Genomic DNA, 19,264 nt, shown 5'->3' on the forward strand with positions numbered 1-19,264 from the left:
CGAACGGTTCGAGCCTCACCACGACCTACAACACATCAGGGGTCGCAACGCAGACGGTTGCCAAGGCTGCCAACGGCGACGCCACCACGACGAACCTCAGCGCGGGTGTTCCGACCTCGATCTACATCATCAACGCCGACGGCAGCAAGGAAACCAAGCTGTACGCAGGCGGCGTCATCACGACCGATCTCGTTCAAAAAACTGATGGATCGTCATCGATGACGGTCTTCGCAAGCGGCGTGAAATCGAAGGTGTATGTCACCCACACCGATGGCACCCACACCAACACCTTCTACAACATCACCGGCCAGCCCTACACGACGCAGATCCAGACCACCAAGGCTGACGGAACGATCACGGCCTTCACCAACCTGCATGCCGACGGCACGACGCAATACACCAAGGTCCTGAACGCGGACGGCAGCACCACCACCGGCCAGTACGACAGCACGGGCCACAAGACGACGGAGATCGTCAACTACGCCAACGGCTCCATGCTGACCTCCACCTACAATGCGGCGGGCAGCGTCACGCAGACCGTGGCGAAGGCCGGCGGCGACTCCACGACCACGAACTTCAGCAGCGGCGTGAAGACATCGGTCTACATCACGCATGCCGACGGCTCCAAGGAGACCGACCTCTACACGACCGGTCACCTCACCAGCACGCTGATCCAGAAGACGGACGGCTCGTCGTCGACCACGGTCTACAGCAACGACATCAAGACCGCGACCTACGACACGCATGCCGACGGCACGCACACCAATACGTTCTTCAACGTCACCGGCAAAGCCTACACGACCGAGATCCAGCAGATCAAGGCGGACGGCAGCGTCACGTCGATCACCGATCTGCACGCCGACGGCAGCCTGCAATACAGCAAGGTGGTCAATTCGGACGGCAGCGTCACCACCGATCTGTATGACTCGACCGGGCACAAGACGACGGAGGTCCAGAACTATGCCAATGGCTCGAGCCTGACGTCTACCTACGACACGACCGGCAGCGTGACCCAGACGGTGGCCAAGGCCAGCGGCAACACCACGACGACCAACTACAGCAGCGGCGTCAAGACGTCGGTCTACATCAACAATGCCGACGGCTCGAAGGACACCCAGACGTATTCGAGCGGCAAGATCGCCAGCGACTTCGCCCAGCACACCGACGGCTCGTCCTCGACGACGGTCTACGCCGACGGCGTCAAGACCAAGATGTACGTCACCAATGCCGACGGGTCGCACGACAACTTCTACTTCAACGCCACAAGCACCGAGCACGACTTCTACAACACCGCCGGAAACCTGGCCTCCGTCGACATCCTGAACGCGGACGGCACGCACAATGCGTCGGCCAAGGTCGCTGGCATCACGCTCGCCGGCGGCGCCGGCAACGACGTCTTCGCGGTGGCCGGCGCCGGCTCGACCACGATCTCCTTCGGCGGCGGCAACGACACGGTGAACGGCTTCCATGCCGGATCTGCGGCAGGCTACGACACGGTCGCGATCTCGAAGCTGATGGCCACGGACTACAGTCACCTCCAGATCAGCCAGTCCGGAGCCGACACCCTGGTCCACGTCACCGCGAGCGACTCGATCCTGCTGAAGAACGTCGTCGCCGCGAACCTGACCAGCAACGACTTCGCGTTCGTCTGACCGACCCCCGAATGCGTGCGGCGAAGCGCAGCCTCGCCGCACGCATCGGTGTGATCCGCGCCTGGCGCACAATCCACGCGCTCGCACTACGTCCCCTCGCCGCGCCAACATTTGCCTCGACCATCATCATCGCGCCTAAAAACTAGGATTTGACCGATCGCTGGAGTGATCGGTAAAATCGGGAACCAGCGCGGCATTGAGGCGACATTGACTGACATCGAGGGTGCACGGTCTCCCAAAGGCGGGATCGTACCGGGAATTCAATATCTGCGCGGGTTTGCAGCCATTCTGGTCGTGATCTGGCACGTCAACTGGCTGGTCAGCCTTCCACCTTCTTATGGCAAGAGCCCGTTCCTGCTCGCCGAAACCGGCCTGTTCGGCGTCGCGATCTTCTTCGTCATCAGCGGCTTCATCATCACGATTGTTTCATTCGGCCCGATCCGCAGCACGCGCACGGAATTCTTTCTCCGCCGTTTCGTGCGCATCATTCCCTTCATGTGGGTATGCGTGATCGGTTACAACCTCTTGTCGCTCGCCGGCACCGCCAAAGCCGACCCCATGCTTGCGCTCAGAGCCATGGTGCTGTGGCCGATCGGGGAACTGAGGCCCTACGTCGTGTGGACGCTCAGGCACGAGTTCATCTTCTACATCCTGTTCGCCTTGACGATGTTACGGCCGCGCCCGCTGCTGCCGCTGCTGGTGGCCTGGTTCCTTGCGCCGCTGGCCTGGTACACGGCGGCGCGCCTGCTGGCGTGGCCGGAACTGCTGCATCCGGACAATGCCGGCCTCGCGCTCGCCACCGTGGTGGGTTACGGCAACATCATGATGCCCAACCTCCAGTTCGGCATGGGCTTTGCGCTGGGCCTGCTGTGGCTGAAGGGTCATCCCCTGGTCCGCAGCCGCTATCCGGGAGCATTTCTGCTCACAATCGCCGCCGCCATCCTGGCGACCGCCATTGTCGGGGCAACCCTTTCGGAAGACAACGGGCTTCGGGCCGTGTGGTGGACCCTGTTCGCGACGCTGGTGGTGTGGCTCGGCATCGCCTCGACCGAACGCCCGGGACCGCTGCATTCCCTCGGCATGTTGCTGGGCGATGCCTCCTACGCGATCTATCTCACTCACGCCGCCGCCGCGATCGTGCTGATCCAGATCTCGGCCCGGCTCCACAATCCCCTGCCCTCGGCCCTCTTCGTCATTCTCGCCGTGGTCGGCTCGGTCCTCGCCGGAATCCTGATCCATTGGTATGTCGAGCGGCCGCTCATTGGCTATTGCCGCAGGCTGGGGCGCCGCTCGGTCGTCGCATAGCGGCGCTGGGCGGAAACCCGCGGTCATGAATTGGCTTCAACTCCGTGGCATCCGCTGATGCCGTCCAGACAGGCGCATGAAAGGCCGTACGAAGATGTCGCAAACGGATCGAGACGCAGAGTTCGCGGCCGTTGCGTTGCCGGGCGCGGTCGGCCGCGAGCGTCCCTCCGCTCCGTCGCGCTTCCGGCAGCTGCCCGATACGATCCAGTCGGGCCTGGCACAGTACGACACCGCGGAAACTATCCTGGCCAAGAACAACGGGCTCGGACCGGGTTTCAACATGATGCGGCACCTGCTGTCGCTGGTCATTCTGTCACATCATTGTCGTGTGGCCGTTGCCGGGCTGTTCGCAGGCGCCGCCTTCGTCAAGAAGCTCGATGAACCGGGAATGGCGGTTTTCGTGCTGAAGGATCCAGCCGCAGCCGCCTTCGACAAGATGGGCGGATTGACCGCGCTGTCCTTCAGCCATCTGCAGGCCACCGAGATCATCCAGGAGCTTCTCCGACCGGGCCTGATTGCGCTCGTCGGGATGTTCTTCGCGCTGAGCGGTTTCCTGGTGACCGGGAGCGCCATCAAGAACCCGGATCTGAAGACGTTCTTCATCAACCGCGTGCTGCGAATCGTCCCGGCGCTCAGCGTCGAGGTGACGCTCTGCGCGCTCCTGGTCGGACCGCTGTTGACGCAGTTGCCGCTGTCGCAATACCTGTCGGAGTACCAGTTCTACCGCTACTTCGGCAACATCGTCGGTCATGTCACCTTCGAACTGCCGGGCCTGTTCCTGCACAATCCCTGGCCGGAGATGGTCAACGCCAATCTCTGGACCCTGCCCTGGGAGCTCTGGTGCTACGTCTTCGCCTTCGCGCTGCTGTTCGCGCACATGATCTCGAGCGAGACGCGCAAGGTCCGCTGGATCACGCTTCTGGTCGGCGCGGCGCTGGTGGCAGAGCTCCTCGCCTATTTCATCGATCCCGCGACCTTCAACGTGCGATCCGATTCGACCAGACTGGCCGGCTGGTATCTCGTTTTCATGTTCTTCTTCGGCATGGTGTTCCGCCTGAACGCCAGATACGTACCGATCCACTGGGTGATCTTTGCGATCTCCGCCGCCTGCTACGCGGGAATCATGTGGCTCAACGTGCTGCTGCCGCTCGCCGGCATCTTCCTGACCTACTGCACGGTCTACATCGGCATGCAGAGCTTCAAGGCATTCGATCGCCTGTTTCGCCAGGACCTCTCCTACGGCATCTATCTCTACGGCTTTCCCATCACCCAGGCGACGATCGACATCTCCCAGCGCGTTCTGGGGCCGGACCATCGGCTTTCGCTGGCGGTGATCCTGCCGATCGTCGTGGTGCTGACGCTCGGATTTGCGTCCTTCTCCTGGAACGTGATCGAAAAACCGGCGCTGCGCCTGCGACGGTTCTATCAACGGCCGGCTTGAGCGCCGATCAAGCCGCCGGGCTTTGCGCCATTTTCCGCGCAAAGATGTGCCTGAGCGCCCCGTCGACGAACCGGCGCAGGCGGACCTCGATGATCTCGTAACTGAGCGCGCTCGCAATCAGCGCGAGCGCAAAGCCGAAGATCACGAATCCGCTCCACAGCAGCCAGCGATCGACGCCGCGATCGACCAGCTTCAACCCGATGACCTGCAACGGGAACAGGACGAAGGGGTGAACGAGGTAGAGGCTGTAGCTGATCTTGCCGAGGTATTGCAGCGGAGACAGGCTCAACAGGCCCGAGATCCCAGATCCCGTCGCCAGCACCATCCCGAACAGGAGAAAACCCGGGAGCAGCGCTGCGAACGGATGCAGGACATCGAGCGCGACATACATGGCGGCAAAGCAGGCGAGTCCGGCAACAACGCCGGCCACGCCCGTCATCCGAAAGCGGAGATTAATCGCGCTGAACAGCATGCCGACGACGAAAAAAGCCGTGATCGGCCAGCGCAGGATGCAGAGCAAGCCGAGGAGGATCAGTGGCGCGGCAAGCCACCAGCTCTTCAGCCGCACGACCGCACCGAAGCAGGCTGCGAACAGGATGTAGAACGCCCATTCGTAGGTCAACGTCCAGGCGTTCTGCTGGGCGATCGGAAACCCGAGCGCGTCCTGGACGAAGAATAAATTGGCAAGGAACACCTGGAGGTAGGTCGGCAGATCTATCCCCCGGAAGAACTTGTATCCGACGATCGGGCCGACCACGAACAGCGCGACGTGCAGCACGACGAAGACCGGCATGATGCGCAGAACGCGATCATACATGAACTTCCCGACCGATCCGTGCCGCACCAGGCTCGCCGGGATCAGAAAGCCGCTGATCATGAAGAACAGTTCGACACCGTGCCCGCCGGAGTTGATCACCGATTGCAGCCACGGCCAGATCGGCGGCAGAAAGCCGGGATCGGGGATGTCGTAGACGCCCCCCTTCGGCATGTCGCAAAAATGATCGATCAGGACGCTCATCGCGGCGACGCCACGAAGCCCCTGGATCGACGGTACGAAACCGCCGCCGGCCTCGGCGTAGTTCTTGTTGCTTTCGCCGCTCATTCGGCCCCGCGCTCCCGCAGTGAGGGCTGAAGCGCGACCGCGGTAAATGCCAGCGAACGAAACCGGTGACCAAAGCTCACCATCGGCTTCTCCACGGCCAGGTAGTTCAGCCAACTGACCAGGATCGTCCCTACTGCAACCCCGGTCACAAAAATGGACCATTGAGCAGGACTTCGGCCCGTACCGAAATATTGCACGATTACAAGCAGCACGTATGGCCCCATCAGATAGACCGAGTAACTGATGCGACCGACAAAGGACAGCACGCGCGAGGCCCCGCGCTCGCCAAGACTTGCAAATGCCAGAAATACGCCCGCCGCGCCGATATAGGCGGCGCCCATGCCGTAAGCGCAGAAGAAATTGTCCTGATAATCCACGCCATAGCGGCGATAGGCGCAGGCCGATGCATAGAGGACATAGAGCAGCCCGCACAGCGCGACACTCTGCCACCGGGATCGTCCGCCGAAAACGGCATCGCGGACCACCTTGCCGAAGAACATCGCAGTCAGGTCCAGCATGAGCTCGAGCAGCCCCCAGAACAGGCGGCTCTTGACGAAGGGAAAGGCCACGACCGCGAGCAGGGACGCGGCGACGATGATGCAGATCGCAGTCCAGCGGGCCCTCAGCAGACCGACCGCGAACAGTGCGATGCACGCAACATAGAAGATTAATTCGACGGCCAGCGTCCAATATCCGATGTTGAGATTCGCCACATTCATGAACATCTGCAGCATGGTGATGTTGGCGACGACCTGCGACAGAGGAAATGTCTTGCCCTCTAGCGCCGGCGCAAGCAACAGAACGACGATGATCGAGACCCAATAAGCCGGATACAGCCTGAAAAAGCGGCTAATGGCAAAATCGCGAATCGGCGCAGGGCTTTTCGGGAAACTGTTGGGAATGACGAAGCCACTGACGAAAAAAAACAGCACGACGCCGAAGCGGCCGAAGTTGAAATACTCGCCGACCGCATCGTGGAAGACCCGGTAGTAATCGCCGGCCGCCCGATTCAGCACGATCTGCTCAAGGGCATGCTGCAGCAGCACCGATAGAACGGCGATGCCGCGTAAAGTGTCTATGAATGCAAGGCGCTTGTGCATCGTCGGCCCTTCAGCCCGATTCATTAAATCGTGGCGTGGCGCCGCCCATTGCCGGAACGCCTTGGGCGGCGCCCGGATGCAGCGCGTAGCGTCGTTTCGTCCTTCCTCCCTGGAAAACAAAGGATGCTCGGCGGGAGAACACACCACTGAAGATGAACGACATCAGCAAGAGGCCCGACGCCGGTCCGTAGTCGGCCACTGTGACGCTGAAGATGTTCAGCACGAACGTCAGAGACAGTTTGTAGACATCGGTAGTCAGCAACGTCGCTCGAATGACAAAGAATATGAAAACGATGAAGGGCACGCCAAACATCAGATAGGTGACGAGGTAGAAATTATCGACTGGCACCCAATACGATGTCAGGTTCGAAAACTGGTTTTGCGGATAGTTGAAACAGCCCACGCCGCATCCAGTGATGTAGCCGATCGGCATCAACTGCCACATGAAGATGAACGGCTTCTGCCAACTGTTGTTGATCCGGTCGACTAGACTGAAGAGAAAAGCCTTTTGGCCGACCGATACACCGCCAAAGACCAAGATCAAGAAGATGGGAACAAGGATCGTGGCATAAGACCAGGCCGCCAACATCCTCAGGGTCGGAAACCGCATCTTTTCAGGCATTGCCCGAATGACGAGCAGCGCGATGAGATAGAGGGCGAGAACGCCCATCGTCGTCTTACTCGTCGTCAACTTGAGGGCATAGAGAGCAATGCCTCCGCAAACCAGGCACCACCACACATTCCTTCGTATCGAGGTCATGACGAAAGAAACGAGAATGAAAAGGCTAACGATCGTACTGTCCTCGCAGAATCCGGAGAGTCGCTGCTCCGAGCCTGCCCACCACAGGCGTCCCGCCTTCCGCTGCACGCCGAAAGCCTCATAGGTGTAATTGAGCCATGGCGCCTTCCAGTAGGCCGACAGAACTACGCCGAAGATCGATGCGTAGAAGAGTATCGAGATTAGGAAAAGGAGCTTCCTGTAAGCAGCGGTTTCCGAATCGCAGAAGCTGAAACCAATGAAGACCGGCAGGATCATCTTGAAAGAAGAGGCGAGCGCCGTGACGTTGCCGAGGAAGAGATAGCCGATTCCGAGCGAGAGAAATATCCACAGCAGCACGACCAGGGCAATGATGCTGCGGTTCTGAATGATACAGCGGTAGATGAATAGAAACAGACAGATGAACCCGAAGCCATCCGGTATGAACCAGATCGGCGTCAGATGGGCAATGTAGAGATAATAGCGCGCGGCGGCCGAAAAATCGTCGCGCAGAAAATACGTAGCCATCGCGACGGCTTCGAGGCTGAACGCTCCCCACATCAGCAGCGGGAATCGCATTAGCGGCATCGTCCGGCGCAGCGCCATCGTTGTCGTCATATCAGTCCTTAGCTCGAAAGACGTGTCGAGGGCCCGGCCGGTGCCGGCGAATACCCCACCGCTCCACGGAACAAGTTCCGCACGAGCCTGGAGCCGGGCAATTCAATCCACCGATACGTCAATTGCGACAGCGCCAGGACCGCGCCGAGCACAATCAGCAGATTGAGCGTGGGCGCGAGCCCGGGATGGACCGCATCGAGGCTGGGTACGACCTGCTTGCCCACCGCCCGAACGAAATACTCGGCGAGCAGCACGACGAAAGCGTGGACCATGTAGATCGAGTATGACCGCTGACCGAGCCATAACAGCGGCTTGATCGTGAGCATGGCGGGAACGAGAGCGGCGTCTGGAAACGCCAATAGCGAGCCAAGCAGCACGGCAAAGGTTACCGGCGCGAGATAGCTGACCCACGGATAGGCTTCAGTCAGGGACACATGAGCCACGGCCGCAGCCACGACTGCAAGCTGGACGGCGCCCTGCAGAGCTGGACTGATGTCCCGCGGCAGCGCCTTGACCGCTCTTACGGTGAGCACGCCGAGAAAGAAGCTGGTGAAACAGCGTAGCAGGCCCCAATCGAACTGGACGTCCAGCTGAGGTGCCGCAACCACGGTTGTGAGCACAAGCCAGCTGCCGATCGCCAAAGTGGCGGCGGCGAAGTAGAACCAGGCAAGCGAATTGAGCCGCTGCGCCGCCAGCAGCAACAGGCCGAACACCAGATAGGTGTAGAATTCGACGCTGATACTCCAGCTCGGCGCATTCCAGTTCAGGTACTGAACGAAGCCGAGCGAATGCAGCAGGAAGACGTTCAGAAAAAACGAGTAGCCGTTGTTTACTTCAAATGCCGCGGGGCCGGTGACGACTGCGCCCGCCACCGCCAGTCCGAGCCCGATGCGCACCAGACGAAACAGCAGCAGCACGAGAAGCATCACGATGTGCAGCGGATAGACCCGCGCGAACCGTCGAACCATGAAGTCGCGCAGCGAGAAGCGCCCGAAATCGGTTTGCAGGTAGCTGAGCGACATCACCATGCCGCTGAGCACAAAGAACAGGTCGACCAGAAATCCGCCGCTGCGGAAGAACGCGCAATCGATCCAGGCATGGTTCGGAAATGCCGCGAGGAAGGTCGGCATCAAGATCACATGGTGAATGACCACGGTGACCGCTGCGATTCCTCGAATGCTGTCCAGCGTAAGGACATGCGCTTTCTCGCGATGAGCAGGCACCGTCACGGCCATTTCCTTGCACTTTGCAGTGCAACATCTCTACTGAGCATTCGACGCGAATACAATGTTCGCCCGGCACCCGTCGCATGCATTTCGATTGGAGGAGTCGTGCCTCTCGGAAGAGGCGGCACGACGGCTAATTTGCCGCAGGCAACGTGCCCGTCAGCGTTGAAGAAGGACAAGCCATCGCGCGCTTCGAGTAACGCGCCGTCTGCGACGCAGCCGGCTTGTCAAGATGCCCGGGGCCCTGATCTTGTGCATCCTGCATGTTCGTGAAGCAGCGCAACTAGCCTATTCATCCGGCACGAATGTGGCAAAAGGACATAGAGCTTTAAGGAAGTGGATTGCGGAGTCGCGGCGCGACTCCTCAGGAGTTGATATTGTACAAGACTTCGCGTTTTGCGGCGATCGGCGTGTTCGTGTTGGCCCCGCTCCCCTTCGGCTCTGCCGAGACGGTGTGGATCTGCATCTGGACTGTGCTGCTCTCGTTCAGCCTTGTGACTGCCGATCTGCGCAGCGCCACCGTCGACGATTTCCGCTTATTGTCGCCGCTGCTCGCCGTTCTTGTCGTCGTCGCGGCGGTGATCACAATGCAGTTATGGCCGAATCCAGCCCTTTACCAGGCCGATCCAGCGTGGGCGGCGGCGCGAGACGTGACGGGCGGAGATCTCCCCGATCGCATCTCCGTCACGGCGAACGGTCCCTGGCTCGCCTTCGGCTATCCGCTGCTGTTCGCGCTTGCCTTCACGCGTGCTGCCTATATCGCGACGAACGCAGAGGATGCGCGGCAGCTGCTGCGAATTCTCACCTGGGCGGGCCTCGGCTACGCGCTCTACGCCATCCTGGCCGGAATTGGCGACCCGACCACGCTTCTGTTCCGTCGCAAGGAAGCCTATCTCGGCTTCGTCACGGGCACGTTCGTCAACAGAAACACGGCCGCCACATTCTTCGCAACCTGCGCGCTGCTGTTTCTCGCACCGTTATTGCGCTTTATCTATCGTCAGGATCGGCCGGACCGACCGCCCTCGCGGCAGATGACGGCACTGATTGCCCATTATCTCGGCTCGCCATTTGCACTGGGCGGCGGCTTCGTCGTTTGCCTGGTGGCGACGGCCATGACGGGTTCGCGCGCGGGGCTTTTGCTGCTGATCCTGACCGTTTTTCTGATGACCGCGCTGTTCTTTGCGCCGCTGCGCGTCGGCAAATTTCGCCGCTGGGGATGGCTTGCCGGGACAGCCGTCGCGCTGCTCTTTCTGTTTCAGCTCGTTGGCGGTGCTGTGGCGGGACGAATTTTGACCTACGGCCTGGTCGATGAACAGCGGTTCACGATGTACCGAACCATACTGACGATGATCCAGCAGCACCCGTGGCTCGGGATCGGGTACGGAAACTTCGAGAGCGCCTTTCCGGCCTACAGGCCTGACACGCTGGGCAGCCTCGGGGTGTGGGATCGCGCGCACAGCACACCGCTCGAGCTTGCGGTTGAGCTCGGCATCCCGGCCGCGTGTTTGATTATGGCCACATGTCTCTGGTATCTTTACCAGTTGTTAAACGGAAGCTTGCATCGGCGGCGCGACCGCTACATACCGATTATCGGCGCAAGTGTGGCGACGCTGGGCTTTCTGCATACGAGCATTGATTTTTCGTTGCAGATCCCCGGCTTCGGCGTGTTCTTTGCGGCCATCACCGGCTGCGGACTGGCACAATCCAGGTCCTCGTCGGAGCAAAAAAAGTAGCGTGGTTGCGGCTTTGCCAATATGTTGAGACAAACTTGCTTGCAAATTTTCATGATTGCGCCATTGGGGAGTCGAATGCATAAAGCCGTGGGGCTCGGGGCCACCTTGCTTGCGATGACAGCAGCGACATCGGCTTTTGCGGCCCAGCCCGGCTGCGTTCCAAATCCCAGCGCGGTGAGCTCTGAACGGGCGATCGAGTTCCTCGACAAGCCTGAGGCTCTCCTGAACCAGTTCAAAGACGGTCAGGGCGGCCTCGCCTCTCAGGTCCGGGATCTCCTGACCAACCGGCCTGAAACGCTGGAGGGCATGATCTCGCTCGCCAAGGCGAGCTCGGATGACCAGGGCCGCGCGGTTGGCGCGGGAATGGGCACCGCTGCCGCAGTTTGCGTGCTGACGCAGCCGCAGTTTGCCCAGGAAATCCAGACGGTCGTGTTGAAGACCGAAAATCCCGGGCTGATCCAGTCCTTCACGAGCATCACCGGCGATATTCCGACCGAGGCGATCGTCGGCGCAGCAGCGAACGGCGACACGACCGCAGGCGGCGGACAAGGCACGACGGCAGATCAGCGCGGCGGCGGGTCGATCAATTCGCCCTCTCCGCCTTCGTTCACCTCTGGAGCGAGCCCGGTCGCCCAGACGAACACCTTGTTTGCGGCCTCGACCGGAACGTCCTCGCTGACCACCACTAGCCCGTCGCGCTAGCCAGGGAACGATATCAACCTAAACGGATTGATTAACCAAAGCCGGCCACGCAGGAGCGTGGCCGGGTATTTGCGTTCAATTTTAGAGATTCGGGGAACCCGTCTCTAAAATCTCTGTGCGAGACCTGTTGCGTCAAGAAGGACGGATAACGGGGGATAAGATGAAACTGTTGTACGCGCCGTTGCTCGCAGCCGTAATCGCGTGTGCCAGCACCACGGCGAGAGCCGAGTCGGATACCGAACAGCGTCCGGCCAAAGCGTCGTTCATCCAGGAATTCGACAACGCGCTTGCGCCGATGAACTTCGTCAAATTCTGCATGAATAACGTCGCGGAATGCCGCGCCGATGCTAGCGAGCGCAGTCTGCCGCCCGCCGACGCCGCCATGGCAATGCTTCGGCAAGTGAACATGTCGGTCAATCAGGCCATCTCACCGATGCGCAAGCCGACGGATCCGATCGCCGCAAACTGGACGGTTGCTCCAGCGGCCGGCGACTGCAACGACTACGCGGTCACCAAGCGGCACCAATTGATCGCAATGGGATGGCCGCAGGCCGCCCTGCGTCTTGCAGTTGTGCGGATCGACGGCGGACAGGGTCATCTCGTGTTGGTTGCGCGGCTTTCGGATGGTGACGTGGTCCTGGACAATTTGTCCTCGAGCGTTCGCCCCTGGAACGCGCTGGGCTATGAGTGGATCTCGATGCAATCAAGCACCGATCCTCGCTTCTGGGTGAACATCGGCGATCACGGGCGGCAGCTTCGCGAGAAGCGCTTCGCGCAGGTGGCGGGCTCTTCGCTCTGATCAATTGAGGGCCCGCGCCCTCATCGCTCCAACAGAGTTAACGTGCATCAACGCCCGTGGATTTTGCCGCGGGCGTTGCGTTATATTTGTGCACAGTGCCGCACTCGCGCCTTACTAAATTCGTTATGAATTACCGGGGTTTCGAACTATATTTTGCACCGCACAAGGATTTGACATAGTTAAGCGCGACACTGGTTTGAGCGAAGCCTTGCGGCGATTTGAATGAACGCGATGAGTGGTTTGCCCCTGTCCCTACGACAACGATTTGTAAATCGCAGTCTCAGCGCCCAAGCTGCGATCAGCTTCGCGTTACTGATCCTGCTTTGCGCGGCAGGTCGCTGCGAGGCGCAATGCGTCGAGCAATCCGATCGGGTCCCCGCGGCTGTCGTGCAAGCCTTCCAGTCCGAGCCGGCGGCGCTGCTGCGCGAAGTTCGCACCGACCGCAGCAAGCTCACGGGTCGCCTTGCCGCCTATATCGTCACCGATATATCCATCCTGCCCTCGGTACGCGACCTCATCAGCGAGTCGTCCAACGTCGAGCGTGCCGCAATTGGCATGGCATTGCGGCGAGCACAGCTGGTTTGCGTGCCTCGTAAGCCCGAGAATGCCCAGAAGATCAGTCAGTTTGTCCAAAAGCTGGCGGACTCAGCGGTGAGCTCCGGTTACACGGCGGAGCTGGAGGCCATCGAATTCGATCCGAATTCAGTGGCTGGCCAGACCACCGGAAGCGCGCAAACACCGTCGGCGAAGAAGCCCTCCGGCGCGGCGAACAGCCTCATGACTGGCGAATGGAGTACGGAAATCGGCGATCCGTTCATTCCTGCGCCACTCCCCCAATAATCTCACGTCAGGTCGATGAACATTCAGATGTATCAGCCCAGAGAGCAGTTTCACGTTCAGGAGCGGACCGCTCTTGATTTGGCGGGAGCCACGCTCAGCATCGAGCGCATCATCGGAATTCTGCGCCGGCAGTGGCCTGTCATTGCGGGCGTGGTCGGCGCGGCCGTGGCGATCGTCCTGGTCTATCTGCTGACCGCGACGCCGATGTACACGGCGAACACCCGTATCCTGATGGATACCCGCCAGACGCAGGTGCTCGACAAGGACAACGGCACTTCCAACGCGCTGATCGACCCCGGCTTCGTCGATAGCCAGGTCGAGATCATCACCTCCGACGATCTGATCCGGTCCGTCGTCCGCCGCATGAATCTGACGGAGGATCCTGAGTTCAACGGCTCGGATCCTGGCCTGCTTCCCGCGATCATCGGCAAGGTGATCGGCCTGTTCGGATCGGACGGGCCTGCGTCGAAGGAACGCATCGAACGCGGCACGGTCGCCGCGGTCGAGAACAACCTCAAGGTCGAACGCCTGCTGTCGACATACGTCCTGTCGGCCAGCTTCCGTTCCAGGGACGCCGACAAGGCAGCCCGAATCGCCAACGAGATCGCCGATGCCTATATCGTCGGCGCCCTCGACGCGAAGTACCAATCCACCAAGCGCGCCAGCGAATGGCTGCAGCAGCGCAGCGCCGAGCTGCGCGAGCAGGCGACCGCCAGCGACCGCGCCGTGCAGACCTTCAAGAGCCAGAACAACATCGTCGGCACCAGCCGCGGGCTGATGAACGAGCAGCAGCTCACGGACGTGAACACCCAGCTCATCCAGGCGCGCGCGGCCACCGCCGAGGCCAAGGCACGCCTGGACCGCATCGACGGGATCACCGACAAGGATCTTTCCCAACCGACCGTCACCGATGCGCTTAACAACCCGGTGATCACGCGGCTGCGGGCGCAATATCTCGATCTTTCGGCGCAATATGCCGATTGGTCGGCCAAGTATGGCAAGACCCATCAGGCGTCGGTCAATCTCGCCAATCGCATGGAGGAGCTCCGCAAGTCGATCGCGGACGAAGTCAAGCGTATCGGCGACGCCTATCGCAGCGACTACGAAATCGCGAAGAGCCGCGAGACGTCGCTGGAGCAAAACCTCAAGAATCTGGTCAGCCAGGCCGGCAACACCGGACAGGCTCAGGTGAAGCTGCGCGACCTCGAGAGCGCGGCCGACACCTACCGCAACCTGTACAACAGCTTCCTTGAGAAGCAGCAGCAGGCAATGCAGAACCAGAGCTTCCCGATCAGCGAGTCCCGCATCATCAGCACCGCCGTGAAGCCGGACCGCAAGAGCTCGCCCAAGACGGTGCTCTCCCTGATCGGCGCCCTGTTCGGCGGCCTTTGCTTCGGCCTTGGAGCCGCCTTTGCCCGGGAGATGCTGAGCGACGTGCTGCGGTCCTCGAGCGAAGTCGAGGACGAGATCGGCGTCAAATGTCTCGGGGTGCTTCCGTCGATCGGCACGAAGCCGATGGGCTCGCCGCGGATCCGCGCGCTGCGATCGCCTGATGGCGCGCAGCTCGAGGCAAGCGCCCAGCTGTCCCGCTACGTGATCGATCATCCCTTCTCGCGCTATGCCGAGACCATGCGCAACATCAAGGTCTCTATCGATCTCGCCCGCCTGTCCCGCGAGGTGAAGATCATCGGCATCGTGTCCTCGCTTCCGAAGGAAGGGAAAACCACGGTTTCGGCCAACTTCGCGCACCTGACCGCGTTCACCGGAAAGCGCGTGCTGCTGATCGACGGCGATCTTCACACGCGTTCGCTGACCAAGGAGCTCGACCCGACGGCCAAGAGCGGATTGCTCGAGGCTCTCAAGGATCCGCAGTCGGTCGGACACCACATCAGGCGCAGCGCGGAGACCGGGCTGGATTTCCTGCCCTCCTTCGCCGTTTCGCGCATGGTGAACTCGGCCGACATCATGGCCTCGAAGGCGATGGCGGATCTGCTGGCGTTACTGCGAAACGAGTACGATTACATCGTCATCGATCTGGCGCCGGTGATGCCCGTCACCGATGCCAAGGCCATCAGCCATCTCATGGACGCGTTCGTCTACGTCATCGAATGGGGCCGGACGACCCGCACCGCCCTGCAGGAATCGATGTCGAGCTCCGAAGGCATCCAGAAGAAGGTAGTGGGCGCCGTGCTCAACGGTGCCAACCCGAAGATGCTGAAGCGCATCGAGGGTTACAAAGGCTCGCACTACAACGCCTATTATGTCGAGGGCGCCTAGAAAAGGCGCATCTCGCGCCTGGCAATGGCTGGCGCGAGGCGCCAGCTTTCTGTTGGGCGCGTCCGCTCTCACCTGGGCGGCCTCGGTCCTCCCCAATCTGACCGACCTCAGCGTGTCGCGCGTGGCCGGGCAGATTGCCGCCGGCGAAAGCTACGACGCCCCGCTGCTGAGGCAGATCGTCCAGGCGAACCTGCCCGCGGCTCAGCGCCAATGCGATCCCAAGGCGCTTCGGGAACTGCTCGTCCTGCAATTGTCGGCCGCCGACATGACCGTCCGCGGCACCGATCTGGCGCAGGCGGATTCGGATGTCGATGCCGTACAGCGGATGAGCAGAAGCCTGCTGGCGTGCGCGCCAACCGAGTCGCTCGGATATTTGGGGGCATTCTGGTCCGCCGTCCGCCAGGAGGGGATGACAGCAAGAACCCTTGCGTTTCTCGGCCAATCCTATCGCCTTGCGCCGCACGAACTCTGGCTGCAGCTGATGCGCGTGCCGCTCGCTTTTCGGGCTTTCCAGGCCCTGCCGCCGGAGCTGACGGATGGCGCGGTCCAGGATTTCAACGACGTGTTCCACGACCGTCTGTTCGGCAGCGCGGCTGCCCTCTTCGTCCAGTCTCCGGCATCGGCCCGCAGCAGGCTGCTGGATGCGACCTGCGACCTGTCGGAACGGGAGAGGATGGCGTTCTGGTATCTGGTTCGAGCTGCCGGCGGCAGGATCCAGCACCGGTGCTATCCGCCGGACGATCGTCCGCGCTATCTGCTCGACAATTGAGAGTGAATCGAAAACCGGACGCGGCGCTATGCCTGCGGTCCATTCACAAGCCGATTTGATCCGGGGACCAGACAGCCCGAGTGGCGGATCCCCGCGCGCTCAGTAGGCTTCCTGGTGGATGAGCGCCAGCGCGGTCTTCAGGATGATCCTGATATCGAGCCAGATGCTCCAGTTGCTGACGTACCAGACATCGTACTCGACCCGCTTCTCCATCAGGTCGATCGTCGGCGTCTCGCCGCGGAAGCCGTTGACCTGAGCCCAACCGGTCAGACCCGGCTTCATGTGATGCCGATACACATAATTGCTGATGAGCTGGTCATAATAGTTGTCATGTGCGAGCGCATGCGGCCGCGGTCCCACCAGCGACATCTCGCCACGCAGCACGTTCCACAGTTGCGGCAACTCGTCGATACTGGTCCGCCGCAACACGCGGCCGACCCGCGTGACCCTCGCATCGCTCTTCGTCGCCTGGGTAACGACATGACCGTTCTCTGCAACCGTCATGGTGCGGAACTTCCAGATCTCGAACGGCTTGCCATTGAAGCCGCGCCGGGACTGCCTGAAGATCACGCTGCCGATCGAATCCAGCTTGATCATGATCGCAGCCGTCACCAGCAGCGGAGCCAGCAGCAGCAGGGCGAACGAGGCGAGGCCGATATCGAGGCAGCGCTTCTGCGCCCGCTCGAACACGGTGAGCGGCGCACGCTGGATCTCGATCGCAACCGTGCCGCTGACGGGCTGGAACGGACGTGAGACCAGATCAGCGATCGGGAAGTCCGGCAGGAGGCGGATCGGCTGGGGAACAACGCGCAGGTGCTGGCTCAGCTTCTGGAGCAGAGGCATTTCGTCCCAGTCGATGACGAGGAGATATTCTTCCACGTCCGCGGCCCGTGCCTGGCGCACCACATCGCGAATCTCGTGATCCCAACCCGCGCCGTGTTCGGACGAGTCGAGGACGAAATGCCGCACGACGTTAAAGCCGTGCTTGCGCAGATCCTTGAAGCGGCTCGACGTGAAGTCGAGGGGCTTGAGGCTGAGGAGAACGACTTTCCTGTCAACCAGGCGACCTCTGGCATAGCTCGAGTTCAGGGCGGTGCGCCACAGCACCCGGAGCCCGCCCAGAGCAACGCCGCCTGTCGCGGCAAACAGCAGCGTGGTTCCACGCGACAGATCCGCCGACGATTTGAGCAGGAATGCTTCGACTGCAAGAATCGTCAGAGAGACGACCCAGATCGCGAGCGCCTTGCGGAGCTGCCAGACCGTATTCAGCAGACGATGGTGATCGTAGACCCCTTGGAAGTACGCGATCGTCACGAACACCGCACTGACCACGAGGCCCGCACCCACAGATGAATCCTGCTCCGCGAGGAGCAGGCGATACAGGCCGCTCGCCGCGAAGTAGCTCAGCAGGAGTGCAAGGAAGTCGCCCCCGATCAGAGCGATCTGGAGAGGCCGTTGGAGAGCACCGCGACGGTTCGATACAACCGGGTAATAATTTTCCGAACCATAAGTTGCTACAGCCATCCGAACCTCGCTGCCACGTCACGCACTCGCAATCGGACAATTGCAAGCAGTCGATTCAAATTTGCGATGCGTCGCGGGCAATCTCTTAACTAAACAAAGCAACATTGCGGCACTGCAGTGAAAAAATCAAATCGATTTTTCTGCAACGCAATACCTGGTGCATGAATGCTCAAATCACCGTCACAACGCTGACATTTCGCCGAGCATTGCGCCGCCTTTCGCGTCATGCGCGTTATTTCCGCGCATCAGGTCGCGTGCATTTGAACGGATATTCAACCCTGTTGCTTAAGTCGCCATTAGTCCGGCCCCATTACCAATCAATTCGGTTTGGGAGCTGTGTCGTGAGTACCGTAATCGCTTTTGCCTTGCTGATCGGATCGTTGCTGGGAGGCCGCTTCCGAATCTTTATCCTGCCTCCGGCGGTAGTTCTCGGTGCGACCGTGCTGGGATTGGTTTCAGCCTGGCAAGGCCATGGATCAGCTCATATTCTCGGCTTGATCCTGGCGTTTTCGACGGCGCTCCAGCTCGGCTATTTCTGTGGCGCGCTTCTCATCCGCACACGTGCGACAGATTATCGCGAACCGGCCGCGCCATCATTCGACAGCCGCAGCTTCGGCTGAGCCTCGCCGGCGCGTGTCGGACCAGCGCTTCATCAACCACGGTTGATCGAACAGGCACGCGAATGAACATTCACATCACGCGAGTGGGAGAAAAAAGCGGCTCGTGGCCGCCTGATTTCGTCAATAGCATATTGACATCCCGGGCGAAGCACTCTGAAAGAGTTGCACCTCATGGTCATGACCGCGACTCAAAATCCGCCCCGGCCGAAGCTGCCGAACGGCGTACGCATCTACGCCCTCAGCGACATCCACGGCTGCGCGCATCTGCTCGAGCAGATGTTCGCCGTCATCGATGCCGACATGGCGAACAGTCGCCCCTATCGTGCGATCGAGGTCTTTCTCGGTGACTACATCGATCGCGGGCCGGACTCGCGTCGCACGCTGGACCTCCTGATCAGCCGCAGCCGCCGCCGCAACACAGTCTTTCTCAAGGGCAATCACGAGGCCTATTTCAACTCGGTGCTGGACGATCCCTCGCGGACCGCCGACTGGTTTCAGTTCGGTGGCCTCCAGACCCTGATGTCCTACGGAATCTCGGCGGCGCCGGATCTCAGCAACGACGAGCAGTTCGATCTCGTCCGCGAGCTCACGTCTGCGATGCCGCCACAGCACATCGCGTTCCTGCGCCAATTGCGGCCCACATTCACGTGCGGCGACTTCTTCTTCGTGCATGCGGGCGTTCGTCCCGGAATCCCGCTGTCCGAGCAGCGAGAGCAGGATCTGCTGTGGATTAGGGACGAATTTCTCCAGAGCAAGAAGCGCTTCGGGAAATATGTCGTGCACGGCCATACGCCGGTGC

The 19,264-nt window shown here is 60.9% G+C and carries 16 protein-coding genes and 1 pseudogene; 12 read left to right on the top strand and 5 right to left on the bottom strand.

Features of this window, described 5'->3' with window-relative positions:
• From IF809_RS35040 to IF809_RS35055, 4 genes and pseudogenes are all read left to right on the top strand, one after another.
• Nucleotides 1-1,652: pseudogene (locus tag IF809_RS35040) on the top strand (RHS repeat protein); the annotation flags it as partial.
• 11 nt (nt 1,653-1,663) lie between these two features.
• Nucleotides 1,664-1,798, top strand: a complete 135-nt coding sequence (locus IF809_RS35045; RefSeq protein ID WP_453980226.1) for a hypothetical protein — start codon at nt 1,664-1,666, stop codon at nt 1,796-1,798.
• A gap of 61 nt (nt 1,799-1,859) precedes the next feature.
• Nucleotides 1,860-2,957: an acyltransferase family protein gene (locus IF809_RS35050; protein ID WP_462839819.1), complete on the top strand. Its 1,098-nt coding sequence runs from the start codon at nt 1,860-1,862 to the stop codon at nt 2,955-2,957.
• A gap of 76 nt (nt 2,958-3,033) precedes the next feature.
• A complete protein-coding gene (locus IF809_RS35055) occupies nt 3,034-4,398 on the top strand; it encodes an acyltransferase family protein (protein ID WP_128967973.1) in 1,365 nt (454 codons plus the stop codon).
• Nucleotides 4,399-4,405: 7 nt separating this feature from the next.
• Here IF809_RS35055 and IF809_RS35060 read toward each other — a convergent pair whose 3' ends face one another.
• From IF809_RS35060 to IF809_RS35075, 4 genes are read right to left on the bottom strand one after another with little or no spacing between them, the layout of a single operon-like run.
• Nucleotides 4,406-5,500 (bottom strand): acyltransferase family protein, encoded by a 1,095-nt coding sequence (locus IF809_RS35060; RefSeq protein ID WP_462839820.1) that lies wholly within the window; start codon nt 5,498-5,500, stop codon nt 4,406-4,408.
• On the bottom strand, nt 5,497-6,600 hold the full coding sequence (locus tag IF809_RS35065; RefSeq protein WP_462839821.1) for an acyltransferase family protein: 1,104 nt from the start codon (nt 6,598-6,600) through the stop codon (nt 5,497-5,499). The genes IF809_RS35060 and IF809_RS35065 overlap by 4 nt, the downstream gene beginning before the upstream one ends.
• A 10-nt stretch (nt 6,601-6,610) precedes the next feature.
• Entirely contained in the window at nt 6,611-7,975 is a 1,365-nt protein-coding gene (locus IF809_RS35070; RefSeq protein ID WP_462839822.1) for a hypothetical protein, read from the bottom strand.
• Nucleotides 7,976-7,983: 8 nt separating this feature from the next.
• Nucleotides 7,984-9,210: an acyltransferase family protein gene (locus IF809_RS35075; protein WP_462839823.1), complete on the bottom strand. Its 1,227-nt coding sequence runs from the start codon at nt 9,208-9,210 to the stop codon at nt 7,984-7,986.
• 368 nt (nt 9,211-9,578) lie between these two features.
• Between IF809_RS35075 and IF809_RS35080 the strand changes: the two genes are divergently transcribed.
• From IF809_RS35080 to IF809_RS35105, 6 genes are all read left to right on the top strand, one after another.
• Nucleotides 9,579-10,934 (top strand): O-antigen ligase family protein, encoded by a 1,356-nt coding sequence (locus IF809_RS35080; RefSeq protein ID WP_462839824.1) that lies wholly within the window; start codon nt 9,579-9,581, stop codon nt 10,932-10,934.
• A gap of 75 nt (nt 10,935-11,009) precedes the next feature.
• A complete protein-coding gene (locus IF809_RS35085) occupies nt 11,010-11,636 on the top strand; it encodes a hypothetical protein (RefSeq protein WP_462839825.1) in 627 nt (208 codons plus the stop codon).
• Nucleotides 11,637-11,751: 115 nt separating this feature from the next.
• Entirely contained in the window at nt 11,752-12,435 is a 684-nt protein-coding gene (locus IF809_RS35090; RefSeq protein ID WP_462839826.1) for a transglutaminase-like cysteine peptidase, read from the top strand.
• A 222-nt stretch (nt 12,436-12,657) separates the two neighbouring features.
• A complete protein-coding gene (locus IF809_RS35095) occupies nt 12,658-13,275 on the top strand; it encodes a hypothetical protein (RefSeq protein ID WP_462839827.1) in 618 nt (205 codons plus the stop codon).
• A 27-nt stretch (nt 13,276-13,302) separates the two neighbouring features.
• Nucleotides 13,303-15,552, top strand: a complete 2,250-nt coding sequence (locus IF809_RS35100) for a polysaccharide biosynthesis tyrosine autokinase (protein ID WP_462839828.1) — start codon at nt 13,303-13,305, stop codon at nt 15,550-15,552.
• A 52-nt stretch (nt 15,553-15,604) separates the two neighbouring features.
• Nucleotides 15,605-16,321: a hypothetical protein gene (locus IF809_RS35105; RefSeq protein WP_462839829.1), complete on the top strand. Its 717-nt coding sequence runs from the start codon at nt 15,605-15,607 to the stop codon at nt 16,319-16,321.
• Nucleotides 16,322-16,420: 99 nt separating this feature from the next.
• Here the strand turns inward: IF809_RS35105 and IF809_RS35110 are convergent, their stop codons facing one another.
• A complete protein-coding gene (locus tag IF809_RS35110; protein WP_128967982.1) occupies nt 16,421-17,845 on the bottom strand; it encodes an undecaprenyl-phosphate glucose phosphotransferase in 1,425 nt (474 codons plus the stop codon).
• 161 nt (nt 17,846-18,006) lie between these two features.
• On the opposite strand from IF809_RS35110, the gene IF809_RS35115 reads away from it, so the two are divergent.
• Both IF809_RS35115 and IF809_RS35120 read left to right on the top strand, forming a co-directional pair.
• Nucleotides 18,007-18,465, top strand: coding sequence for a hypothetical protein (locus IF809_RS35115; protein ID WP_462839830.1), 459 nt, complete (start codon nt 18,007-18,009; stop codon nt 18,463-18,465).
• Between the two features lie 171 nt (nt 18,466-18,636).
• Nucleotides 18,637-19,264: metallophosphoesterase family protein (locus IF809_RS35120; RefSeq protein WP_462839831.1), on the top strand; the 628-nt coding region annotated here is incomplete at its 3' end.

This window comes from Bradyrhizobium sp. UFLA06-24, assembly GCF_054967145.1.

Excerpts from the sequence above, each read along its gene's own strand:
- IF809_RS35065 (WP_462839821.1), bottom strand. The coding sequence starts at position 6,600 with ATGCACAAGCGCCTTGCATTCATAGACACTTTACGCGGCATCGCCGTT.
- IF809_RS35100 (WP_462839828.1), top strand. The coding sequence starts at position 13,303 with ATGTATCAGCCCAGAGAGCAGTTTCACGTTCAGGAGCGGACCGCTCTT.
- IF809_RS35055 (WP_128967973.1), top strand. The coding sequence starts at position 3,034 with ATGAAAGGCCGTACGAAGATGTCGCAAACGGATCGAGACGCAGAGTTC.
- IF809_RS35095 (WP_462839827.1), top strand. The coding sequence starts at position 12,658 with ATGAACGCGATGAGTGGTTTGCCCCTGTCCCTACGACAACGATTTGTA.
- IF809_RS35075 (WP_462839823.1), bottom strand. The coding sequence starts at position 9,210 with ATGGCCGTGACGGTGCCTGCTCATCGCGAGAAAGCGCATGTCCTTACG.
- IF809_RS35085 (WP_462839825.1), top strand. The coding sequence starts at position 11,010 with ATGCATAAAGCCGTGGGGCTCGGGGCCACCTTGCTTGCGATGACAGCA.
- IF809_RS35115 (WP_462839830.1), top strand. The coding sequence starts at position 18,007 with ATGAATGCTCAAATCACCGTCACAACGCTGACATTTCGCCGAGCATTG.
- IF809_RS35045 (WP_453980226.1), top strand. The coding sequence starts at position 1,664 with ATGCGTGCGGCGAAGCGCAGCCTCGCCGCACGCATCGGTGTGATCCGC.
- IF809_RS35060 (WP_462839820.1), bottom strand. The coding sequence starts at position 5,500 with ATGAGCGGCGAAAGCAACAAGAACTACGCCGAGGCCGGCGGCGGTTTC.
- IF809_RS35110 (WP_128967982.1), bottom strand. The coding sequence starts at position 17,845 with ATGGCTGTAGCAACTTATGGTTCGGAAAATTATTACCCGGTTGTATCG.
- IF809_RS35070 (WP_462839822.1), bottom strand. The coding sequence starts at position 7,975 with ATGACGACAACGATGGCGCTGCGCCGGACGATGCCGCTAATGCGATTC.